Below are 20,152 nucleotides of genomic sequence, written 5' to 3'. Positions count from 1 at the left end.
TCCCAATTTTTATTTAATTTGTATATTTAATCCTATTTATGATGAATAAATTATATTGCCCTCTTTCTTTTTTTTTCATTTTTGTGTTTCTTTCTTGTTCTATACACACAAAAAAGAATAGAAAAACCGGAATCACCGATACGATTATTTCTCCTATAACAAAAAAGGAAGTTGTTGAACCAAATATAGAAATTGTTAAAAGTCAAGAGTTACCCTTTACACAATCAGAGATCATTGCAGATACTTCTTTTGTAAATATAAAAGACTACAGTTCGGATTTTGTATATGATATGAAATATGCAACTGATGATAATTTTTTAAAAATTCAAGTATATGAATGTGCTGAATGTTATTTAAGATTAAAAACGGTCAATGCTTTACTAAAAGCAAATGAACGTTTTATGTCTAAAGGCTATCGTATTAAGCTTTTTGATTGTTATCGCCCTTTAGATGTTCAGACAAAAATGTGGAGTATAGTTTCAAATCCTAATTATGTTGCCAATCCTAAAAAAGGTTCCATACACAATAGAGGGGGAGCAGTTGATCTTACTTTAGTTGACAATAATGGAAAAGAATTGGATATGGGAACGCCTTTTGATTTTTTTGGAATAGAATCTAGCCATGAATTTGAAAATCTTTCAGAAGAAGTAAAAAATAACAGAAAATTATTACGAAACGGGATGATTCGTTTTGGTTTTAGAATTTTTGATAGTGAATGGTGGCATTATAATTTAAAAAATGCAAAAAAAGATAATTTATCGAATTTTAAATGGGAATGCGATTAATATTTATTCGATGCAGTGCAAGTAGTTTATAAAAAAACTCTCAGGTTCTGATACAATACCGTTTAGTTCTGATTTTAATTCTTTCTTAAAAATGTATTCTTCATTTTCTGTGCTGTATTTTATTCGAATAAAGGAAACAGGAGAATTCTTCAGGTCTTCAAAATTTTCTTTTTTAATTAAAAAATAACCCGTTAATATTCTGTTATCGAGTTCTTTAGTGTCTCTTAATAATGTGCCGCAGCTTTCCTGACTCGTATGAAATAGTGTAATTATTTTACCGTTCATTAATTGTAAATATAATTTTGAATTACTATCAAAACATTTTGCTTTAATAAATTCTTTACTTTTTTCTATGAACTGTAAATTTAGTATTGGAACTCCATCGGTTAAAACGAATGAAGCAAAAATAAATCTTGATTTTTCGTTGAAAATTTTTTCATAAACAAGATGCTCCTTTGTCGATTTATATTTCCCTATAGAATCTGTAACATCAGTATTTATTTCGCAAGGCTTTTGACCAAAAATATTTAAATTTATTAAGATAATAATTGAAAATACAATATGTTTCATAGTGCTTTTATTTTAGTGCAAATTAAAACTATTTTATCATTATTCATATCAGTTGTAAAAAAACAATACCGATTTCCTCCATCTTTAATTTTCCATTTTTTTCGAATATTTTCTACGCTTTCCGGAAAATTTCTAGTTGTTATATTCGCTTTCTGATTTTCAAATACCTTTTTCATAGTTACTTTTGAATACGGAAATGTATTTTCAATTTCAAAAATTCTACCTGGAAAATCAATTAGTTTTTCTGAAGTATAAAGATGGGAATGTTGATGTAACTTATTAATTTTATATTTTGAACTTACTTCATCAAATCCGCCTGATTTCATAATAGCACTATTGGGTTCAAAAAGATATTTTTTTGGTAAACTAAAAGTCGGTAGTTTTTTATTTACGTTTAAATAAAAATCAAATTTTGAAATTCTCGATTTTTCAATATTTGCTGTCTGAATTAAAATTTCACCTTGGTAATCTTTACTCAATTCCCAAAGCAGTTCTTTTACCTCATTATCAACTGCAATGATATGAATAGCTTTTACATTTTTTAATTCTGATAATCCAGCAGAAATATCTAAAATTGGAGCCGTTTTTATTAATACATTATTTGAATATTTAAAATAAAAACCTAATAAATCTGGAACATTTGGCAAGCAATCTTTTAGCATAAATACTTTGCCTTTTTCCTCATTTCGTCTAGAAGGATCGATATAAATCCAATCGAATTTTTTGTTTAGCTTGAGTAATATAGCTTGACTATTACCTTGATAGCATAAAATATTATTTATCTGTAATTTTTCGTAATTATGAGCAACAATTTCAGACAATTCGGTATTGATTTCACAATGAATTACAGATTGTATTTTTTTAGAAAAATAATAATCATCTATACCAAAGCCACCTGTTAAATCTATAAGACTTTCACCAGAAACTAATGATGATTTATAGAGAGCCGTTTTCTCTGAAGAAGTTTGTTCAATGGCTATTTTACTTGGATATAAAATAAATTTTGTTTCAAACCAAGTTGGTAGTTTCTCTTTAGCTTTCTTTTTGGCAATAATTTGATCTAATAGTACGATCCAATTTACTTCTGGAAATGGATTCTTTTGCAAGGCTAATGTAGCAATGCTTTTTTCAAGATTTACAGCTATAAATTCTTGTATTTCAATATGTAGAAGTGAAAGATTCAAAAGCTTTTTGATTTCTAGAATAATTATCTTTTTAGAGAAAAATGAGCTTTAAATTCTTTTTTATTCCTTAAATCATCAAAATAGGTAACTTTAAACCAATAATCACTAGATGGCAACGGTTTGTTATTATAATTCCCATCCCAACCAGTCCCAATTGGGCTAATTTGCTTTATTAATTTACCATGACGATCAAAAATACTAATTGAAGCTTCAGGGTCTTTTAATCCAATAATATTCCAAGTGTCGTTATAACCGTCAGCGTTTGGCGTGAAATATTTTAAATAATTAATTACAGTAAATGGCTTTTCTAAATAACCACAACCGTTTTTATCTCTTATCGTTATTTTATGATCGCCAGGTTTTACCCCTTCAAAAATTGGACTGCTTTGAAAAGGACCAAAATCCAATTGGTATTCATAATCACCTTCTCCTCCTGGATTAAGGACTGTAACGACTTGGTTTTCATTAAAGGGCGATGATGTAGTAAAGTCGATATTTAGAGGTGGACTAGAACGAACCACTGTTACAGCTATTTTATGAGAGGAACATGTTGTAAGTGTATTGGTTACTTTTACAGCATAGATGTCAGGTACTGAAACTGTAATTTCGTTACTAGTTTCAGAAGACATTAAGTCGTTAGCATCGTTATTGTACCACTCAAAAACATTTTCTGGAGCTATTGGCAATCCACTATTAATAACAACAGTATTACTTAAATTGACACAAATTAAACCCTCATTTGGGTCTGGTAGAGGAATTTTGTTAATTGTTATGCCTATTTTATTAATTATACTGAAGCAATCGGGTGTTAGCACATTGTTTATTTTATAATAAACATCTTGCGTCTTTACTGTTGTAATTGGATTTTTATCTATTGTAGCGTCAGCTAATGAATTATAATATTTTATGTCATAATTTGCATTAGGTCCAGGCTGTCCTACAAGAATATCTTCTTTTAATGTGGTTGATTCAATTAAAATGGATCCATCGTTAACCCCATCTTCATCGCAATATATCTTATTTGATGGGATAGTATTATTTACAACAGGTCTGGTAATGGTTACAGTAAAACTGCTTTCATCGGTACAAATTTCTTTTCTGTTAGGATACTCATTATAAATATAAATAGTTTGATCAGTATCAATAATGTCTCCCGCATTAAGCTTTAATCCTTGACCGCCTCGACGTGTATAATATTCGCCCTCAGTAAGTGCGGGTAACACATAATTTTCACAAACTTTAATATCAGCAGAGACATCTACTCTAGGTGTAAAGGAGAGTGTAAAGTAGTTTTCTACAGGACAAGGAGGTATCGTAGTTGTAGTGCCGTAAATGTATATTGTTTTGGTTTTGGTAATAACAGTTCCAGCTGGAAGTAGACCTCCTGTTCCTAAAGGACCATTATAATAATTTCCTACAGATCCTAATGACATAGGGGTTAAAGGATAATTTATACCCCCACAAAAATCTAGACTAGCTCTGTTGTCCACTTTTGCGTTAGAGTTAATAGTAATTGTAAAAGGAATTTCATTTTTACAACTATTTCCATCGGTAATATAAATAAAAATAGGTGTAGTTTTTTTAATATCATCGCCTGCCATTAAAGGTCTTCCTAAACCATTACTACCAGTAAAATAATTTCCGTTTGCTAATGGTAATAGCGTGTATGTTTCGCAATAGCCTTTAGAAGCATCATTAGGGTTAGACAATGGGGGTAATTCAATTGTTATGATTATTTTTTTATCGTAGGACGGACAATTTGAGTTGGCATCTGCAGGAACATAAATCCACACTGGCGTGGTTACATTAATTATGGTGCCAAAAGGTATTTCTGTTCCTACTCCTTGAGATCCGTTTGGAGCAGTGTAATATTTACCAATAGGTAAAGCGGGTAATGTAAAACTAACACAATAAGACTTGCTTTCAGGTTGAGGAAAAGTTCCAATAAATACAGTAAAAGATTTCGTGTCTTTACAAATAGGAATGGTGTTCGAACTAGCTTCAACTGTAATGGTTTGAGTTGAAGTTATTGGTGTTCCTGCCGAAATTGGATTTCCTGATGAATCTAAATATTTACCAATACTCAAGGGCGGTAAAGAAAAAGAAAGACAGTCATAAGTATCGCTAAATTCAGGTAGAATAGGAGAAATAAGGATATCTACCTCGAATGAACTTTCTGTAATACAAGTTGGATCATCAAGAGATTGAAAGTAGGTGTAAATGGTTTGTGGTGTTTTAATAATTCCTGTAATTTTATCTCCTTGTCCGTTGGGTAAAGAATAGTAATCTCCGTAAGCTAAACCTGGGAGAGGAAAGCCTACATTGTCACAGACCTTTTGGTTTTTTGGGGTTATTAAAGGGATATCAACAAATGTAATAATAAGGGTATTCTCTTTTAGGGGTATGCACGGTGATAAAGGGTCAAAAATGAAAATAGTAACAACATTTTCTTCTGGTTTTGTCGGGTCTTTGGTAATTATATCTCCCTCAAAATATTCTTTTCCAATTCCTTGTGTTTTTTCATAATAAAAACCATTTACTAATTTAGGTAAAGTATAGGAGCTGCATACAAAAACTGGCGGCAATACATCTAATGGCTGAACTAACAATACAAATAATTCAAAACTTGTAGTAGAATAACATATGGGATCGTCTCTATTTTCCACTCTTACATATACTGTACCTCCGCTAGAGGCGTAGTTTAATGGTAATGGTGTTAAGTCATTATCAGCATCGCTTTGGCTACTATGAAAACTAACAATATTTAGTAAAGGATTTTGTCCATTTAAAATCATTGATTGGTTTGAAGCTAGATTAAAATTAGCAATTCCTGTTAGGGAGCATTCAGTTAAGTCATTTGGTTTAGTAGCCGTTGGACTTAATGATGTTAATAATTTAAATGATTTAACAATATGACAGCCAGTAGTTTGATTTAATATTCTAGCATAAACCGTCACATTGTCTGGACTATCATAAGGACTAGTTAATGGACTAGATCCACTATTCGCATCTGCTAACGATATATGATATGAAATTTGAATAGGTACCGAAGGACTTCCTGAGCCTACCAACATTCTAGCAGTATTTCTAGAGAAATCATAACTGTAAGTTGTAGCTACTCCAGTATTACATTTATAAATATCTAATGGGTTCGAAGCATTAACAGAAGGATAGTTCTCAACAAAAATACAGTCTGTTATGGGTTCACAAATATTTATAAAATTGGTGAAGGTAACACAATAGTTTCCTCCCATAACTCCGGTTAAATTTGGACCTGTTTGACCAGGTATTACGATTCCATTTTTTCTCCAAACAAAAGAATTAAACATGGGGTCTAATCCTGTCGTTATATCTTCGGCAATATCGCCAACACAAACTGCTTTGTTGTTAGCTATTGTATAATCTGGACCTAATACATTTTCACTCAAGTTAAACGTTTGTGAAGAAAGGAATATAGCAGAGTCATTTTCAAAATTATTTCTATCAGCAATTACTAACTTAATACGATATTTTACGTTAGGCACCAATACTGCAGATGCAGTCATTTTTACGGTGCTTCCTTCAAAATTTGTCGCCGCTCCTGCTGCTAATGCTCCACCATAATAATTGTCAAAGAAAGTTTCATTTACTGATGGACAAGTGCCTAGGTAAGCATTATCTCTGATAGTAACTACTGAAATTGGGTCAGATGTTGCAGGCACAACAGCTAAATTAGTTGTTACATTGGTAACGGTATTGGTTAATAAATAAGCAAAAGCATCACCGAAATTACACTGAAAATTTCCGTATTCCTCAGAAGCAAACAAGAAATCAAAACTAAATTTTGAAGAAATGGGTATAAAATCAAACTCTAAAATAGTAGCATTTGAGGATACTGTTGGAATTCCGGCAGCTGTCATGGTGTTATCTAAATCAGTATCACCTAACCAAGAATCATTCCCGTCACTTTGTAAAGTAGTATTAGGTCCTGGTGCATTTTTCACACTTCCAGTACTTAATATAACTCCTTTTTTTATTGGAAAATTTGGATTTGTAGTTTCAAAATACCCTATTCCATTTACAGATCCATAATTTGTACCCGTACTCCAAGTTATATTTGAAGCTTGAACACATTTCGAGTTTACTAATACTTTAGAAACTAATTCAGGTACTGTATAGGTTGTCTCATCTACAACTATTGCTTGCGAAAAGCAATTGAAAGTAAATAAAAAAGATATAGTATATAGTATTCTATTTATCATTAAAATCAGTTTGTGTAACTAAAAAGTGTAGCTTTCAAGAATATTGTATTGCTTATTAAAAAAAATAAATGTTTCAATTCTTTATTATTGTGCAAAAATAGAATTTATAAACAACAATCGCAATCACTAATAACAGTGATTTTGTTACTATAGTATAATAAAAACATAATTAATAAGTTATACAACAAAAAAACAGCTCTCAATATTAATCGTTTTCTACAATCAATAAGGAATTTGTATTAATTATGATGCAAAAATAGTCTTTTTTTTTTAGGCATAATGTGAAATTTTTTATAAAAGCAGGTGTATATAGAGGTCTTTTTTAAAGAAAATTTAAACAAATTAAATGAAGACAGGAAACTAAAAATAATTTAAAAATACTAAATTATTGATTAAATATTCTTAGTAAATAATCGCACTATTTTATTTTCAGGAAAAAACTCTTTAGCAATTACTTTAAGAATAGTAAATGTAGGAACAGCTATTATCATTCCAACTATTCCGAATAAAAAACCTGTAATTAAAATCACCAGAAATATTTCTAAAGGATGAGAACTTACACTTTTTGAAAAGATTAAAGGTTGTGAAACATTATTATCAATAATTTGAACAACCCAAAATCCTATCAGTATATAAATTGTTAATGGTAAAACTTGTGTCTGAAAATCGCTTCCAAGGCTGCTCATCATTGTTAAAATTGCAGCTAAAACAGATGCAATTAAAGGACCAATATAGGGTATGATGTTTAAAATAGCACATAAAAAAGCTATAACAATTGCATTTTCAATTCCAAAAAACAATAATACGATAGCATAGAGAATAAAAACAATAAATAGTTGCAGTAAAAGACCAATAAAGTATCGAGATAATAAATGGTTTATTTTTTCAAACGAATTTAGAATTTGACTTTCGTGATTATCAGGAATTAACTGTTTCAATCCGTCAACTATTAATTGCTTGTCTTTAAGAAAAAAGAAAGTAATGAATAGAACAGATGCTATTCCCATCCCAAAACTACTCAGAATACCAATCAATGAATTTAAAAAATTTGGAATAAATTCTAAGTTAAATTTAGAAATCACATTTCCCTCTTTTATGATTTTTGTAGCATCAATGTTATGACTTTCAAGAAAAACACTAATTTGGTGTAGTAATTGAAGACTATTTTTTTCTATTTCGGTAATATTTAAAAGCGCTAGATTTTCACCTTGGTCAATAATTAGTGGAATAAAAAGCATAATTATTCCCGTAATAATTAATATAAAAAACAGTAAAGTAGTTATAGTAGCAAAAATGTGTTTGAATTTTAATCTTCGCTTAAAAAAATCTAAAATAGGATTTCCAATTAATGTCAATATCAAAGAAACAATGAGATAAATAATTACGGACTGAATTTTATAGAATAAAAACAAAACTAAAATAGTTGCAACAACTACAATCAAAGCTCTTAAAATACCACTTGCAATAATTTTTGAGTTCATAATTAATTGTTTATTAGTTATTAAATATATAATTTAAAATATTTGCACCCATTTTTAATGCTTTTAGCCTAACATCTGCGGGGTCATTATGAACTTCGGCATCTTCCCATCCATCTCCTAAATCAGTCTCAAAAGTATATAGCAACACCAATCGACTCTCTATAAAAATTCCAAAAGCTTGAGGACGCTTACCTTCATGCTCATGAATTTTTGGAATTCCTGAAGAAAAAGAATACGGTTTTTGAAAAACAGGATGATTTGAAGGGATTTCCATAAGCGAAAGGTTAGGGAATATTTTTTTTATTTCTTTCCTTATGAATTCATCCATTCCGTAATTATCATCAATATGTAAAAAACCACCCGAGGTCATATAATTTCTTAAATTTATAATATCTGAATCGCTAAAAACAACGTTTCCGTGTCCTGTCATGTGTATAAAAGGATAGGAGAATAAGTCTGGACTGCTAGGCTCTACTAATCCTGGTTTTAATTTAATTTTAGTATTGATATTCTGATTGCAGAATTTAATTAAGTTCGGTAACGAAGTTGGATTTGCATACCAGTCGCCACCACCATTATATTTTAGCAAAGCAATTTCTTGTGAAAATGTAATAGTTGTAATTGAGAGTAGTAATAAATAATAAACTTTTTTCATTTTTTATGATTCATTAACAAAGGCAACACTGTGACATGCAACAATAGCGGCGGTTTCAGTTCGTAATCTAGTGTTTCCTAAAGATACAGCAATAAAATTGTGTTCTAAAGCCAATTGTATTTCTTTTTCAGAAAAATCGCCTTCAGGACCTATTAAAACAGTTGCGTTTTCATTTGGCTTCAAAACTTCTTTTAGTAATTTTTTGTTGGTTTCTTCGCAATGTGCAATATATAATTGGTCTTTATTTTTAATTTTTATAAAGTCTTTAAACAAAATTGGCTCATTCAATTTTGGTAAATACAATTGATTCGATTGCTTCATTGCAGATTGAATAATTTTATCAAAACGATCAGTTTTTATTATTTTTCTTTCAGAATGGTCGCAGATAATAGGAGTAATTTCAGTAATTCCTATTTCAGTTGCTTTTTCTAAAAACCATTCGTATCGATCGTTCATTTTTGTTGGAGCTACTGCTAAATGCAAATGATATTTTGGAGTTGGAGCCTTTTCAACAGAAACAATTTTTACGGTACATTTTGTGTCAGATGCTAAAGTAATTTCAGTTTTAAATAAATAACCTAATCCATTAGTTACAAATAATATATCTGTGTCTTTTTTACGTAATACTTTAATAATGTGTTTACTTTCTTCTCGGTCAAAAGAAAATAATTCAGAGGTCTCTTTAATGGCTGGATTATAAAATAATTGCATATTTAAAATAGTATTCTTGCTTTCGAAACTACATCAGAAGTTTCAAATTTTCCTAATAAAAACTTTTGATAACCTACAATTCCAATCATTGCAGCATTATCTGTTGTGTATTCAAATTTTGGAATATAGGTCTTCCATCCGAATTTTTGTTCAGCTTCTTTCAATGTTTTCCTAATTCCCGAATTAGCCGAAACACCACCTCCAATTGCAATTTGTTTAATTCCAGTTACTGCAACCGCTAATTGTAATTTATCCATTAAAATTTCAATAATGGTATGTTGAATTGAAGCACAAATATCATTTAAATTTTCTTCAATAAAATTTGGGTTTTCAATGGTCTTCTTTTGAATAAAATACAAAATCGCCGTTTTTAATCCTGAAAAACTAAAATCTAAATCAGGAACTTTGGGTTTTGTAAAAGTAAAGGCTTTAGGATTTCCTAATTGTGCATATTTATCTACTAAAGGTCCGCCAGGATAGGGTAATCCTAGTATTTTAGCACTTTTATCGAAAGCTTCTCCAACAGCATCATCCGTTGTTTCTCCAATAATATCCATATCGAAAAAAGAATTGACTTTTATAATTTGTGTATGTCCGCCGGAAATTGTTAATGCAATAAACGGAAAAGTAGGTTTGTCATATCCTGCTTCATCGATAAAATGTGCTAAAACATGAGCTTGCATATGATTGACAGCAATTAATGGAATATTTAAAGCTAATGCCAATGATTTAGCAAACGAACTACCAACGAGTAAGGAGCCCATAAGTCCAGGTCCTTGCGTAAATGAAATTGCTGAAAGTTGCTCTTTGCTAATATTTGCATTCTTTAAAGCAGCATCAATTACAGGTACAATATTTTGTTGATGTGCACGCGATGCTAACTCCGGGACAACACCTCCGTATTGATTGTGAATGAGCTGATTGGCTACAACATTTGACAATACTTTATCGTTTTGCAATACGGCAGCGGCGGTGTCATCACAAGAACTTTCAATTGCTAGTATAAAAACATCTTCCTGTTGCATAAAAGAGCACGATTTTTGATTTATATTTGATAAACCGATATAAAAATTTTATTTTTACAGCGAAGCCAAAATTAAAGATTTTTTATCAAAAGGCTTCTACTTTCCTTATCAATATTGAAATTTCAGGAATAAATTTAAAAAACAACAAGAATTAAAAGATTTAAAAAAATAGTATTTCGCTCTCTTCTACTACTAGTTCTACTTTTGTTAGGAATTGGTATTGCATTAACACTACCTTTTGTTCAAACTAAGATTGCACAATATGCCACAACTGAAATAAATAAAAGCTATAAAACAAATATAAATATAGAACAAATTAGCATTACCATTTTCGGCGGAGTCAAGTTAAAAAAAATACTCATTTTTGATCATCATAAAGATACATTAATTTATACTAAAAGGATAAATACCAATATATTAGACTTTAAAAAGCTAACTTCTGGCGATTTGCATTTTGGAGATATTAGATTAGATGGTTTAACCTTGAACATGAAGACCTATAAAGGTGAACATGAAACCAATCTCGATAAATTTATTGCATCTTTTGATTCAGGGAAGCCATCAAAAAAGAAATTTTTGCTTACAGCAAATAATGCATTTATTACGAATAGCAGGTTTATTCTTATTGATGAAAATAGGAAAATACCTAAAGATGTCGATTTTACAAAACTGAACGCTACCATTAGCAATTTTAAAATTCATGGTCCCAATGTTTCGACAATTATTGAGAAAATGTCATTTCAAGATCATAGAGGTTTATTTATTAAAAACCTTTCGGCTGAATTTTTATATACTAAAAAAAATATTTTACTTGATGATTTAGATGTCGTTACTAATAATTCTTTATTGAAGGGAAATGTTCGATTAAATTATGTTAGAGAAGATTTTCATGATTTTAATAATAAAGTACGTTTTGTTATAGATATTGATCAAGCTTCTTTATCTACAAATGATATTTATTATTTTTATAAAGAAATAGGAAAAGATCAATTTTTTACTTTTAAAACAATCTTAACGGGTACTCTAAATGATATTTATGCTAGAAACCTAAATTTAATTGATGGGAAAAAATCTCAAATTATTGGAAATGTAAATTTCAAGAATCTTTTCGGAAAAAATGGCCAGCGATTTTACATGAAAGGTAGTTTTAATAAAGTATCTTCAAATTATGAAAACCTTGTTGCCTTATTACCTAATGTTTTAGGAAAAAAATTACCTTCAAGTTTAAAAAAAATTGGTCAATTTAATTTAAAAGGAAAATCGACAGTAACAACCACCTATATCAATGCCGATTTTTATATGACAACAGCTTTAGGTAATATTCAATCGAATTTGATGATGAATAATATAAACAACATTGATAATGCTACTTATTCTGGAAATATAATTTTAGAACATTTTAATATTGGTGCGTTTTTGAATAAGAAAGATTTAGGCAAAGTATCTTTAAACCTAGATGTTGATGGAAAAGGGTTTAAACAAAAATATTTAAACACCACTTTTTCTGGCAATATTTATAAATTGCAATATAAAGGTTATGACTATTCTAAAATTATTGTAGACGGAAATTTTAAAGACCCAATTTTTAAAGGTAAAGTTTTTATAAACGATCCTAATTTGTTTATGGATTTTGATGGATTAGTCAATTTAGGGAAAAAGGATATTGCATATAATTTTCATACTAAAATTGATTATGCAAATTTAAGAAACCTAAAATTGGTAACAAAAGATACCATTTCTGTTTTTAAAGGAGACATCAAAATGAATGTTTCTGGAAACGATTTAGATAATTTAGTTGGAGATATAAATATCAATGAAACATCCTATCAAAACAATAAAGACACCTACTATTTTGATGATTTCACTATAAATTCTAGTTTCGATTCTGATTTGCTGAGAACCATAACTATTAATTCTCCTGATATTATAGAGGGAAAAGTAGTAGGAAAATTCAAAGTCAATCAGCTAAAAAAAATGCTCGAGAATTCATTCGGAAGTCTTTATGCAAATTACAATCCAAACAAAATCATAAAAGGACAATTCCTGAAATTCGATTTTGCCATTTATAATAAAATTATTGAAGTGTTTTACCCCGGTATTAACATTGGAAAAAACACAGTTTTTAAAGGAAATATCAATTCAGATAATGATGAGTTTAAACTGAATTTTAATTCGCCAGAAATTGATGCTTACTCCAACTCATTTCATAATTTAGCTATAAAAATAGACAATAAAAACCCACTATATAATACGTATATCCAACTTGATAGCATAAAAACAAAATATTATAAAGTAAATGATTTTAGTTTAATAAATGTAACTACCAAAGATACATTGTTTCTTCGGTCAGAGTTTAAGGGCGGTAATGCATCTCAAGATTATTACAATTTAAATTTATACCATACTATTAATAAAGAAGGAAAAAGTGTTGTAGGAATTAAAAAATCAGAACTCAAGTTTAAAGATTATTTATGGTTTTTAAATGAGAATGAAGATATAAAAAACAAGATAGTTTTTGATAAAGCACTCAAGAATTTTTCAATCGAAGATGTTGTGATGTCTCATGAAAATCAAAAAATAGAATTGATGGGTCAATTAAAAGATTTGGCCTATAAAGATTTGAAATTAGATTTTGAGAATGTTGAGATAAATAAAATTTTACCAACTGTCGAAAAGTTTAAGCTAGACGGAAGTTTAAACGGAAGCGTAAGTCTAAAACAATTAAATACTATATATCAACCTACATCATCCATACGAATTGATGATTTTAGTATAAACAATATTGCCTTAGGAAGTCTCAATTTAGATATTGAAGGTGATGATAGCTTTAAAAAATTCAATCTCAATTCCGTTTTAGAAAATGAAAATGTAGAATCCTTTTCTGCTAACGGAGAAATAGAAATTGTAAATAATACGACGAGTTTAGATTTAGATTTAAATTTAGAAAGTTTTAATTTAGGAATATTAAGCCCTTTAGGTGGAGAAGTTATTTCAAATATAAGAGGTTTTGCTTCTGGTAAATCGAACATTCGAGGCGAAATAAATGATTTAGATATAAATGGAAGACTATTTGTTAATAAGGCAGGGCTAAAAATCCCATATCTAAATACGGATTATAATATTGAAGATAATGCAGTTGTAGACGTGACAGAAAGTAAATTTTTAATTAGAAACGCCACTTTAAAAGATACGAAATACAATACTGAAGGGAAATTAAACGGAAGTATTGAACACAAGAATTTTTCAGATTGGAAATTAGATTTAAATATAAATTCAAACAGATTTTTGGCATTAGACACCAAGGATAGTGAAGATGCAGCTTATTTCGGAACGGCATTTATAGATGGTTATGCAACAATAAAAGGACCAACAAATGCCCTATTTATAAAAGTAAATGCAAAATCAGAAAAAGGAACATCAATGAAAATTCCAATTAGTGATAAGGAAGTAATTGGAAGTAATAGTAATTTCCATTTTAAAACATTTGATGAAAAATACAATTTAAATACAGAAAAAAAGATACCAGTAAGGAATTATCAAGGATTAGAATTAGAATTTGATTTCGATATTAATCCAAATGCTGAAGTTGAAGTTATCTTAGATAGAAATTCAGGACATGGAATGAAAGGAAAAGGTTTTGGATCGTTATTATTTAAAATAAACACACTAGGAAAATTCAATATGTGGGGAGATTTTCAAGCTTATGAAGGAACTTACAATTTTAAATATGGAGGGCTTATCAATAAAAAGTTTGACATTAAAAAAGGAGGCACTGTTGTTTGGGAAGGCGATCCGATGAAAGCAATTTTAAATTTAGATGCTGTATACAAAACTACCGCTAATCCATCTGTTTTATTAGATAATTCTACTTTTAATAGAAAAGTAGATTTAGAGGTAGTAATTGGTTTGAAAGGTAATTTAAGCAATCCAGACCCTGATTTTAATATAAATTTCCCCAATTTAAGTCCAATTTTAAGATCTCAAATTCAAACCAAATTAGATGATAAAGATTTTAGACAAAAGCAAGCTTTAATTCTATTATCAACAGGAGGCTTTTTAGCTGTTGATGGAATTGATCAAACATCAATAACAAATAATTTGTATGAGAAGTTTGGTGATGTTTTTGGTAATATTTTTAAAGACGATGAATCTAAAATTTCAGTAGGCGTAAATATAGTTTCTGCAAATAGGAACCCTGGAGCGCAAACAGATGGTAGAGTAGGAGTTACAGTTTCTACAAAAATTAATGAACGAATTTCAATAAATGGTAAATTAGGAGTTCCAGTAGGAGGAATAAATGAATCGGCAATTGTTGGCGATATCGAAATTCAATACAGAGTTAATGAAGATGGAACGTTAAATCTTCGAGGATTTAATAGAGAAAATGATATTAATTTAATAGGCCAAAGTATTGGCTATACACAAGGAATTGGTATTTCTTATGAAGTTGATTTTGATACATTTAAAGAATTATTGCATAAGATTTTTAAAAATCAAACTATTGAAAAAGTGATTGCAAAACCAACTGATATAGAAGATTCAAGTCCTTTGCCTGACTTTATTCATATGAAAGAAAAGAATAAAAAAGATTCAGAAATACCAGAAATTAATAAAGAGGCTATTCCTATTAAAGAGGACTAAAAATCATATATTTACCTACTTAACGTTCACTTCAATATTAATTATTTTTACATATTTGCAAATTATTTCACTTTATTTTCATTTTAACGCAAAATAGTAGGATAAAATAAACGAAGCTAATAAAAACTTATTAACAAAAACGTTTGAAATTATATTGCTTTAAAAATTAATTATAATCACTATCTCTAATATGAGAGATGTTTGTTAGCTTTACATTTTAATTTAAAAATGATGTCAAAAAAAATATCAAAAATTGGAGTTTTAACTTCTGGTGGTGACTCTCCAGGAATGAATGCTGCAATTCGATCAGTTGTTAGAACATGTGCCTATCATAACATAGAATGTGTAGGAATATATAGAGGTTATCAAGGAATGATTGAAGGCGATTTTAAAGATATGGGTCCACGAACAGTTCATAATATTGTGAATAAAGGTGGAACTATTCTTAAATCAGCACGATCAAAAGAATTTATGACTCCTGAAGGTCGAAAAAAAGCACACAGTCAACTTCAAGCGGCGGGTGTAGATGCACTTGTAGTTATTGGTGGAGATGGAAGTTTTACAGGAGCTGAAGTTTTTAATAAAGAATATGGTTTTCCAGTTATGGGAATTCCAGGAACCATCGATAATGACATTTTTGGCACCAGTCATACTTTAGGTTATGATACAGCACTCAATACTGTAGTAGATGTAATTGATAAAATTCGTGATACTGCAAGTTCTCATAATAGATTATTTTTTGTTGAAGTTATGGGGCGTGATGCTGGACATATTGCTTTGAATGCAGGTATTGGAGCAGGTGCTGAGGAGATTCTAATTCCTGAAGAAGATATGGGACTAGAACGATTATTAGATTCCCTTAAAAAAAGTAAAGCAGCAGGAAAATCATCTAGTATAGTGGTGATTGCTGAAGGTGATAAAATAGGTAAAAGTGTCTTTGAACTTAAAGATTATGTAGAAGCCAATTTACCTGAATATGATGTTCGAGTTTCCGTTTTAGGACACATGCAACGTGGTGGAGCTCCTTCTTGTTTTGATAGAGTTCTTGCAAGTCGATTGGGTGTAAAAGCAGTTGAATCGTTATTAGAAGGGAAATCAAACCTAATGGTAGGTTTAATACATGATAAAATAGCATTAACCCCATTAGAGCAGGCTATAAAAGGGCATACAGAAATTGATAGGGAATTACTACGTGTTTCTGATATAATGTCAATTTAAATAAGAAAATTAAAAAATTAAAGCAACAGTAACTAAAATTAAATTAAAATGTCAAAAGTAAAATTAGGAATAAACGGTTTCGGAAGAATTGGAAGAATTGTTTTCAGAGAATCATTCAATAGAGATAATGTTGAAGTAGTTGCAATTAATGATTTATTAGATGTAGATCACTTAGCCTATTTATTAAAATATGATTCAGTTCATGGACGTTTTGATGGAGAAGTGGAAGTAAAAGATGGAAAATTGTTTGTAAACGGAAGAAATATCCGTATCACCGCTGAAAGAAACCCTGCAGACTTGAAATGGAATGAAGTAGATGTAGATGTAGTTGCAGAATGTACTGGTATTTTTACAACTATTGAAACTGCAAGCGAGCACATTAAAGGTGGTGCTAAAAAAGTAATCATTTCAGCTCCATCTGCAGACGCTCCAATGTTTGTTATGGGAGTAAACCACGAAACTGCAAAAGCTTCTGATTTGGTTGTTTCTAATGCTTCATGTACAACAAACTGTTTAGCACCTTTAGCTAAAGTTATTAATGATAATTTTGGAATTGTAGAAGCTTTAATGACAACAGTTCATGCTACTACCTCAACTCAAATGACTGCCGATGGCCCTTCTAGAAAAGACTGGAGAGGTGGTCGTGCAGCAAGCATAAATATTATTCCTTCATCAACAGGTGCTGCTAAAGCGGTTGGAAAAGTAATTCCAGAATTGAACGGAAAATTAACAGGTATGGCGTTTCGAGTTCCTACTGCCGATGTTTCTACAGTAGATTTAACTGTAAAAGTAGCTAAAGAAACTTCTTATGAAGAAATTATGGCTGCTTTAAAATTAGCTTCTGAAACAACTATGAAAGGTATTTTAGGATATACTGAAGATGCTGTTGTATCTCAAGATTTTATATCAGATAAAAGAACTTCAATTATTGATGCAACTGCAGGAATTGGTTTAAATTCAACTTTCTTCAAATTAGTATCTTGGTATGATAATGAATACGGATATTCAAGCAAATTAATTGATTTATCAGTTCATATTGCCAATTTAAAATAAATTAAATGTAAAAATCCCGTTTTATTATCTTAACGGGATTTTTATTTTCTTAATTCTTTCATTACATTTTTTTTATTTTAACTGTAAAGTATATTTATATACTAGTATTTCTGCATGTTTACCTTTATTGTTATGAAATAGTTAATTAATTATCAAGAAAATAAAATATAGTATTAACAAATTTAGCATTTACGAAAATTCTTAAATTCTAACCCGTTCGTATCGGGACAAAATCCTAAAAAAATGAAATTATTAGTAGATAGTGGTTCCACAAAAGCAGATTGGATTTCAATTGATGAAAGTGGAAAAGTTTTGTTTACAGCTCAAACTTTGGGTCTAAATCCTGAAGTTTTAGATAAAGAAGAAATTATTATTCGTCTTAATGATAAATTTGATATTTCTCATAATAAAAATAAAGTTTCACATTTGTTTTTTTATGGTGCGGGTTGTGGTACTGACAGAATGAAAAATTTTCTTGCTGAAGTTTTTCAAGAATATTTTCCAAAAGCTATAGTATCGGTTCATGAAGATACTTACGCAGCAGTATATGCTACAACACCTAAAGATGAAGCTGCAATTGTTTGTATTCTTGGTACTGGTTCTAATTGTAGTTATTTTGATGGTTCGGTTTTACACCAAAAAGTGCAATCATTAGGCTATATTGCCATGGATGATTGTAGCGGAAATCAATTTGGCAGACAATTATTGCGTGGATACTATTTTAATAAAATGCCTAAAGCTTTAGCGACCAAATTTGAAGAGACCTATAATTTAGATGCTGATTATATTAAGCATAATTTATACAAAGAGCCAAATCCTAACGCTTATTTAGCAACATTTGCAAAATTTTTAATTGAGCATAAAGAAAATGAATTTTGCAAGAAAATTATTTTTGCTGCTATGGAGGATTTTGTCGAAAACTATATCTCTCAATATGAGAATTGTAAAGAAGTACCAATTCATTTCATTGGTTCAATTGCATTTTACCTTAAAGAGGAGTTACAAATTGTATTAACGAAACACGGAATGCAATTAGGTAACGTTTTAAGAAGACCAATTGATGGACTTATTCAATATCATATTTTAAATAAATAATATTTTTTAGCTTAACACAAATATTTAAATCATAAATCAAGTTAAAATAAATATTAAACAAAAAAGAGAGTAGAAAACTCTCTTTTTTGTTTTGTGTAATTCTTAAAATACTAATTATTTATTCAATATTAAAATTAATAGGGTAGTTATATAAACATCGAACAACTTTATCTTCTTTAGTTGCAGGAATCCATGTTTTTTTAAATAATTTAAGAACACGAACCGTTTCTGCTTTCATTGATTCTATTTGATCCAATTGATTTATCTTTTCATTTTCTGTTGATGTTTTTACAACTGTTGTAGGAAGATACTCTTTTACATTAACATGAAAAGCTTTAATATTGGTTAACGTGCCATCGGGTTCTACTATAAAGCTTGAAAAAATCGTTATTTTTTTATTTTTAATGGCCTCAGGAAATTTAAAGTTATCACTAATAAACATTGACAAAGTATACATTCCTTCGTTAAGTTGAGGTTTCAAATCTACATCTGTAGAACGAAATACTTTTTCTTCATTAATAGTAACTGTAGAATCAGTTGATGCTATTTGAGCAGAAGCCGTTAAGGAAAAAAAAAGGAAAAGGAAAAATACTTTTGTCATAGTCAGTGATCTTAAATCTATCAAAAATAATGAATTATTATTTAAAACGGATTTTTTTAATTATAATTTGATACACCATTTTGAGAGTAATAAAAATTAATTTTCCTCCATAGTATGGTATACATTCATCACATCATCATCTTCTTCCATTTTTTCAATTAATTTTTCTACATCTGCCATTTCAGCTTCAGTAAGTTTTTTTGTAATTTGAGGAATACGTTCAAAACCTGAAGAAAGAATTTCCATTTTTCTGTTTTCTAATTCTTTTTGAATGGTTCCAAAACTTCCAAAAGGAGCATAAATTAAAATACCATCTTCGTCTTCAAAAACTTCTTCAGCACCAAAATCTATCAATTCTAATTCTAATTCCTCAGGATCAATTTCCCCTTTTGGTATTCTGAAATTACAAGTATGGTCAAACATAAATTCAACCGAACCTTGTGTTCCCATTGTTCCGTTACATTTGTTAAAATAACTTCTTACATTAGCTACAGTTCTATTGTTATTATCAGTTGCTGTTTCAATCAATAATGCGATACCATGTGGTGCATATCCTTCAAACAAAACTTCTTTATAATTTGCAGTGTCTTTATCTGTCGCTTTTTTAATGGCACGCTCAACATTGTCTTTTGGCATATTAGCAGCTTTCGCATTTTGTATAACTGCTCGCAATCTAGAATTGGCCTCTGGATTTGGACCACCTTCTTTAACAGCCATAACAATATCTTTACCAATTCTGGTAAATGCTTTAGCCATTGCCGACCAACGTTTCATTTTTCTCCCTTTTCTAAACTCAAACGCTCTTCCCATTTCTTATTGTTTTTTTACTTCTAAAATCAAAAATTATTAATCATCAATCTAAAATCAATTTTTAAGACTGCAAAAATAACTT

At 29.6% G+C, this 20,152-nt stretch carries 14 protein-coding genes; 5 read left to right on the top strand and 9 right to left on the bottom strand.

Annotation, left to right across the window (positions count from 1 at the left end; all coding sequences use genetic code 11):
- Nucleotides 1-41 precede the first annotated feature (41 nt).
- On the top strand, nt 42-785 hold the full coding sequence (locus ACFQ0S_RS08990) for a M15 family metallopeptidase (protein ID WP_379756303.1): 744 nt from the start codon (nt 42-44) through the stop codon (nt 783-785).
- A 3-nt stretch (nt 786-788) separates the two neighbouring features.
- On the opposite strand, the gene ACFQ0S_RS08985 is transcribed toward ACFQ0S_RS08990, so the two are convergent.
- From ACFQ0S_RS08985 to tsaD, 7 genes are all read right to left on the bottom strand, one after another.
- Nucleotides 789-1,355 (bottom strand): hypothetical protein, encoded by a 567-nt coding sequence (locus ACFQ0S_RS08985; RefSeq protein ID WP_379755939.1) that lies wholly within the window; start codon nt 1,353-1,355, stop codon nt 789-791.
- Nucleotides 1,352-2,539, bottom strand: a complete 1,188-nt coding sequence (locus tag ACFQ0S_RS08980) for a THUMP-like domain-containing protein (RefSeq protein ID WP_379755942.1) — start codon at nt 2,537-2,539, stop codon at nt 1,352-1,354. The genes ACFQ0S_RS08985 and ACFQ0S_RS08980 overlap by 4 nt, the downstream gene beginning before the upstream one ends.
- Before the next feature lie 23 nt (nt 2,540-2,562).
- The gene (locus tag ACFQ0S_RS08975) at nt 2,563-6,780 is read right to left on the bottom strand and encodes a T9SS type B sorting domain-containing protein (protein ID WP_379755945.1); all 4,218 of its coding nucleotides are present in this window, start codon (nt 6,778-6,780) and stop codon (nt 2,563-2,565) included.
- Between the two features lie 392 nt (nt 6,781-7,172).
- On the bottom strand, nt 7,173-8,264 hold the full coding sequence (locus ACFQ0S_RS08970) for an AI-2E family transporter (protein ID WP_379756306.1): 1,092 nt from the start codon (nt 8,262-8,264) through the stop codon (nt 7,173-7,175).
- A gap of 10 nt (nt 8,265-8,274) precedes the next feature.
- A complete protein-coding gene (locus ACFQ0S_RS08965) occupies nt 8,275-8,916 on the bottom strand; it encodes a DUF4159 domain-containing protein (RefSeq protein WP_379755948.1) in 642 nt (213 codons plus the stop codon).
- Nucleotides 8,917-8,919: 3 nt separating this feature from the next.
- Nucleotides 8,920-9,627 (bottom strand): 16S rRNA (uracil(1498)-N(3))-methyltransferase, encoded by a 708-nt coding sequence (locus ACFQ0S_RS08960; protein WP_379755951.1) that lies wholly within the window; start codon nt 9,625-9,627, stop codon nt 8,920-8,922.
- A gap of 2 nt (nt 9,628-9,629) precedes the next feature.
- Nucleotides 9,630-10,652 (bottom strand): tRNA (adenosine(37)-N6)-threonylcarbamoyltransferase complex transferase subunit TsaD, encoded by a 1,023-nt coding sequence (gene tsaD, locus ACFQ0S_RS08955; RefSeq protein ID WP_379755954.1) that lies wholly within the window; start codon nt 10,650-10,652, stop codon nt 9,630-9,632.
- A gap of 204 nt (nt 10,653-10,856) precedes the next feature.
- Between tsaD and ACFQ0S_RS08950 the strand changes: the two genes are divergently transcribed.
- The 4 genes from ACFQ0S_RS08950 (at nt 10,857) to ACFQ0S_RS08935 (ending at nt 18,659) form a co-directional block, all read left to right on the top strand.
- A complete protein-coding gene (locus ACFQ0S_RS08950) occupies nt 10,857-15,293 on the top strand; it encodes a translocation/assembly module TamB domain-containing protein (protein WP_379755957.1) in 4,437 nt (1,478 codons plus the stop codon).
- Between the two features lie 231 nt (nt 15,294-15,524).
- The gene (gene pfkA / locus ACFQ0S_RS08945; RefSeq protein ID WP_379756309.1) at nt 15,525-16,511 is read left to right on the top strand and encodes a 6-phosphofructokinase; all 987 of its coding nucleotides are present in this window, start codon (nt 15,525-15,527) and stop codon (nt 16,509-16,511) included.
- Between the two features lie 48 nt (nt 16,512-16,559).
- The gene (gene gap, locus ACFQ0S_RS08940) at nt 16,560-17,564 is read left to right on the top strand and encodes a type I glyceraldehyde-3-phosphate dehydrogenase (RefSeq protein WP_379755961.1); all 1,005 of its coding nucleotides are present in this window, start codon (nt 16,560-16,562) and stop codon (nt 17,562-17,564) included.
- A gap of 243 nt (nt 17,565-17,807) precedes the next feature.
- Nucleotides 17,808-18,659 (top strand): BadF/BadG/BcrA/BcrD ATPase family protein, encoded by an 852-nt coding sequence (locus ACFQ0S_RS08935; RefSeq protein WP_379755964.1) that lies wholly within the window; start codon nt 17,808-17,810, stop codon nt 18,657-18,659.
- A gap of 118 nt (nt 18,660-18,777) precedes the next feature.
- Here the strand turns inward: ACFQ0S_RS08935 and ACFQ0S_RS08930 are convergent, their stop codons facing one another.
- On the bottom strand, nt 18,778-19,260 hold the full coding sequence (locus ACFQ0S_RS08930) for a hypothetical protein (protein WP_379755967.1): 483 nt from the start codon (nt 19,258-19,260) through the stop codon (nt 18,778-18,780).
- A 96-nt stretch (nt 19,261-19,356) separates the two neighbouring features.
- Nucleotides 19,357-20,070, bottom strand: coding sequence for a YebC/PmpR family DNA-binding transcriptional regulator (locus ACFQ0S_RS08925; RefSeq protein ID WP_379755970.1), 714 nt, complete (start codon nt 20,068-20,070; stop codon nt 19,357-19,359).
- Nucleotides 20,071-20,152 lie beyond the last annotated feature (82 nt).

Origin of the sequence: Flavobacterium myungsuense, assembly GCF_042677265.1 — a bacterium.
Taxonomy (GTDB): Bacteria; Bacteroidota; Bacteroidia; order Flavobacteriales; family Flavobacteriaceae; genus Flavobacterium; species Flavobacterium myungsuense.
This window is presented reverse-complemented; position numbering and strand designations above follow the sequence as displayed.

What these genes read in the sequence shown, in the direction of transcription:
- ACFQ0S_RS08990 (WP_379756303.1), top strand. Translation starts at nt 42, where the DNA reads ATGAATAAATTATATTGCCCTCTTTCTTTTTTTTTCATTTTTGTGTTT.
- ACFQ0S_RS08985 (WP_379755939.1), bottom strand. Translation starts at nt 1,355, where the DNA reads ATGAAACATATTGTATTTTCAATTATTATCTTAATAAATTTAAATATT.
- ACFQ0S_RS08975 (WP_379755945.1), bottom strand. Translation starts at nt 6,780, where the DNA reads ATGATAAATAGAATACTATATACTATATCTTTTTTATTTACTTTCAAT.
- ACFQ0S_RS08965 (WP_379755948.1), bottom strand. Translation starts at nt 8,916, where the DNA reads ATGAAAAAAGTTTATTATTTATTACTACTCTCAATTACAACTATTACA.
- ACFQ0S_RS08960 (WP_379755951.1), bottom strand. Translation starts at nt 9,627, where the DNA reads ATGCAATTATTTTATAATCCAGCCATTAAAGAGACCTCTGAATTATTT.
- tsaD (WP_379755954.1), bottom strand. Translation starts at nt 10,652, where the DNA reads ATGCAACAGGAAGATGTTTTTATACTAGCAATTGAAAGTTCTTGTGAT.
- pfkA (WP_379756309.1), top strand. Translation starts at nt 15,525, where the DNA reads ATGTCAAAAAAAATATCAAAAATTGGAGTTTTAACTTCTGGTGGTGAC.
- gap (WP_379755961.1), top strand. Translation starts at nt 16,560, where the DNA reads ATGTCAAAAGTAAAATTAGGAATAAACGGTTTCGGAAGAATTGGAAGA.
- ACFQ0S_RS08935 (WP_379755964.1), top strand. Translation starts at nt 17,808, where the DNA reads ATGAAATTATTAGTAGATAGTGGTTCCACAAAAGCAGATTGGATTTCA.
- ACFQ0S_RS08930 (WP_379755967.1), bottom strand. Translation starts at nt 19,260, where the DNA reads ATGACAAAAGTATTTTTCCTTTTCCTTTTTTTTTCCTTAACGGCTTCT.
- ACFQ0S_RS08925 (WP_379755970.1), bottom strand. Translation starts at nt 20,070, where the DNA reads ATGGGAAGAGCGTTTGAGTTTAGAAAAGGGAGAAAAATGAAACGTTGG.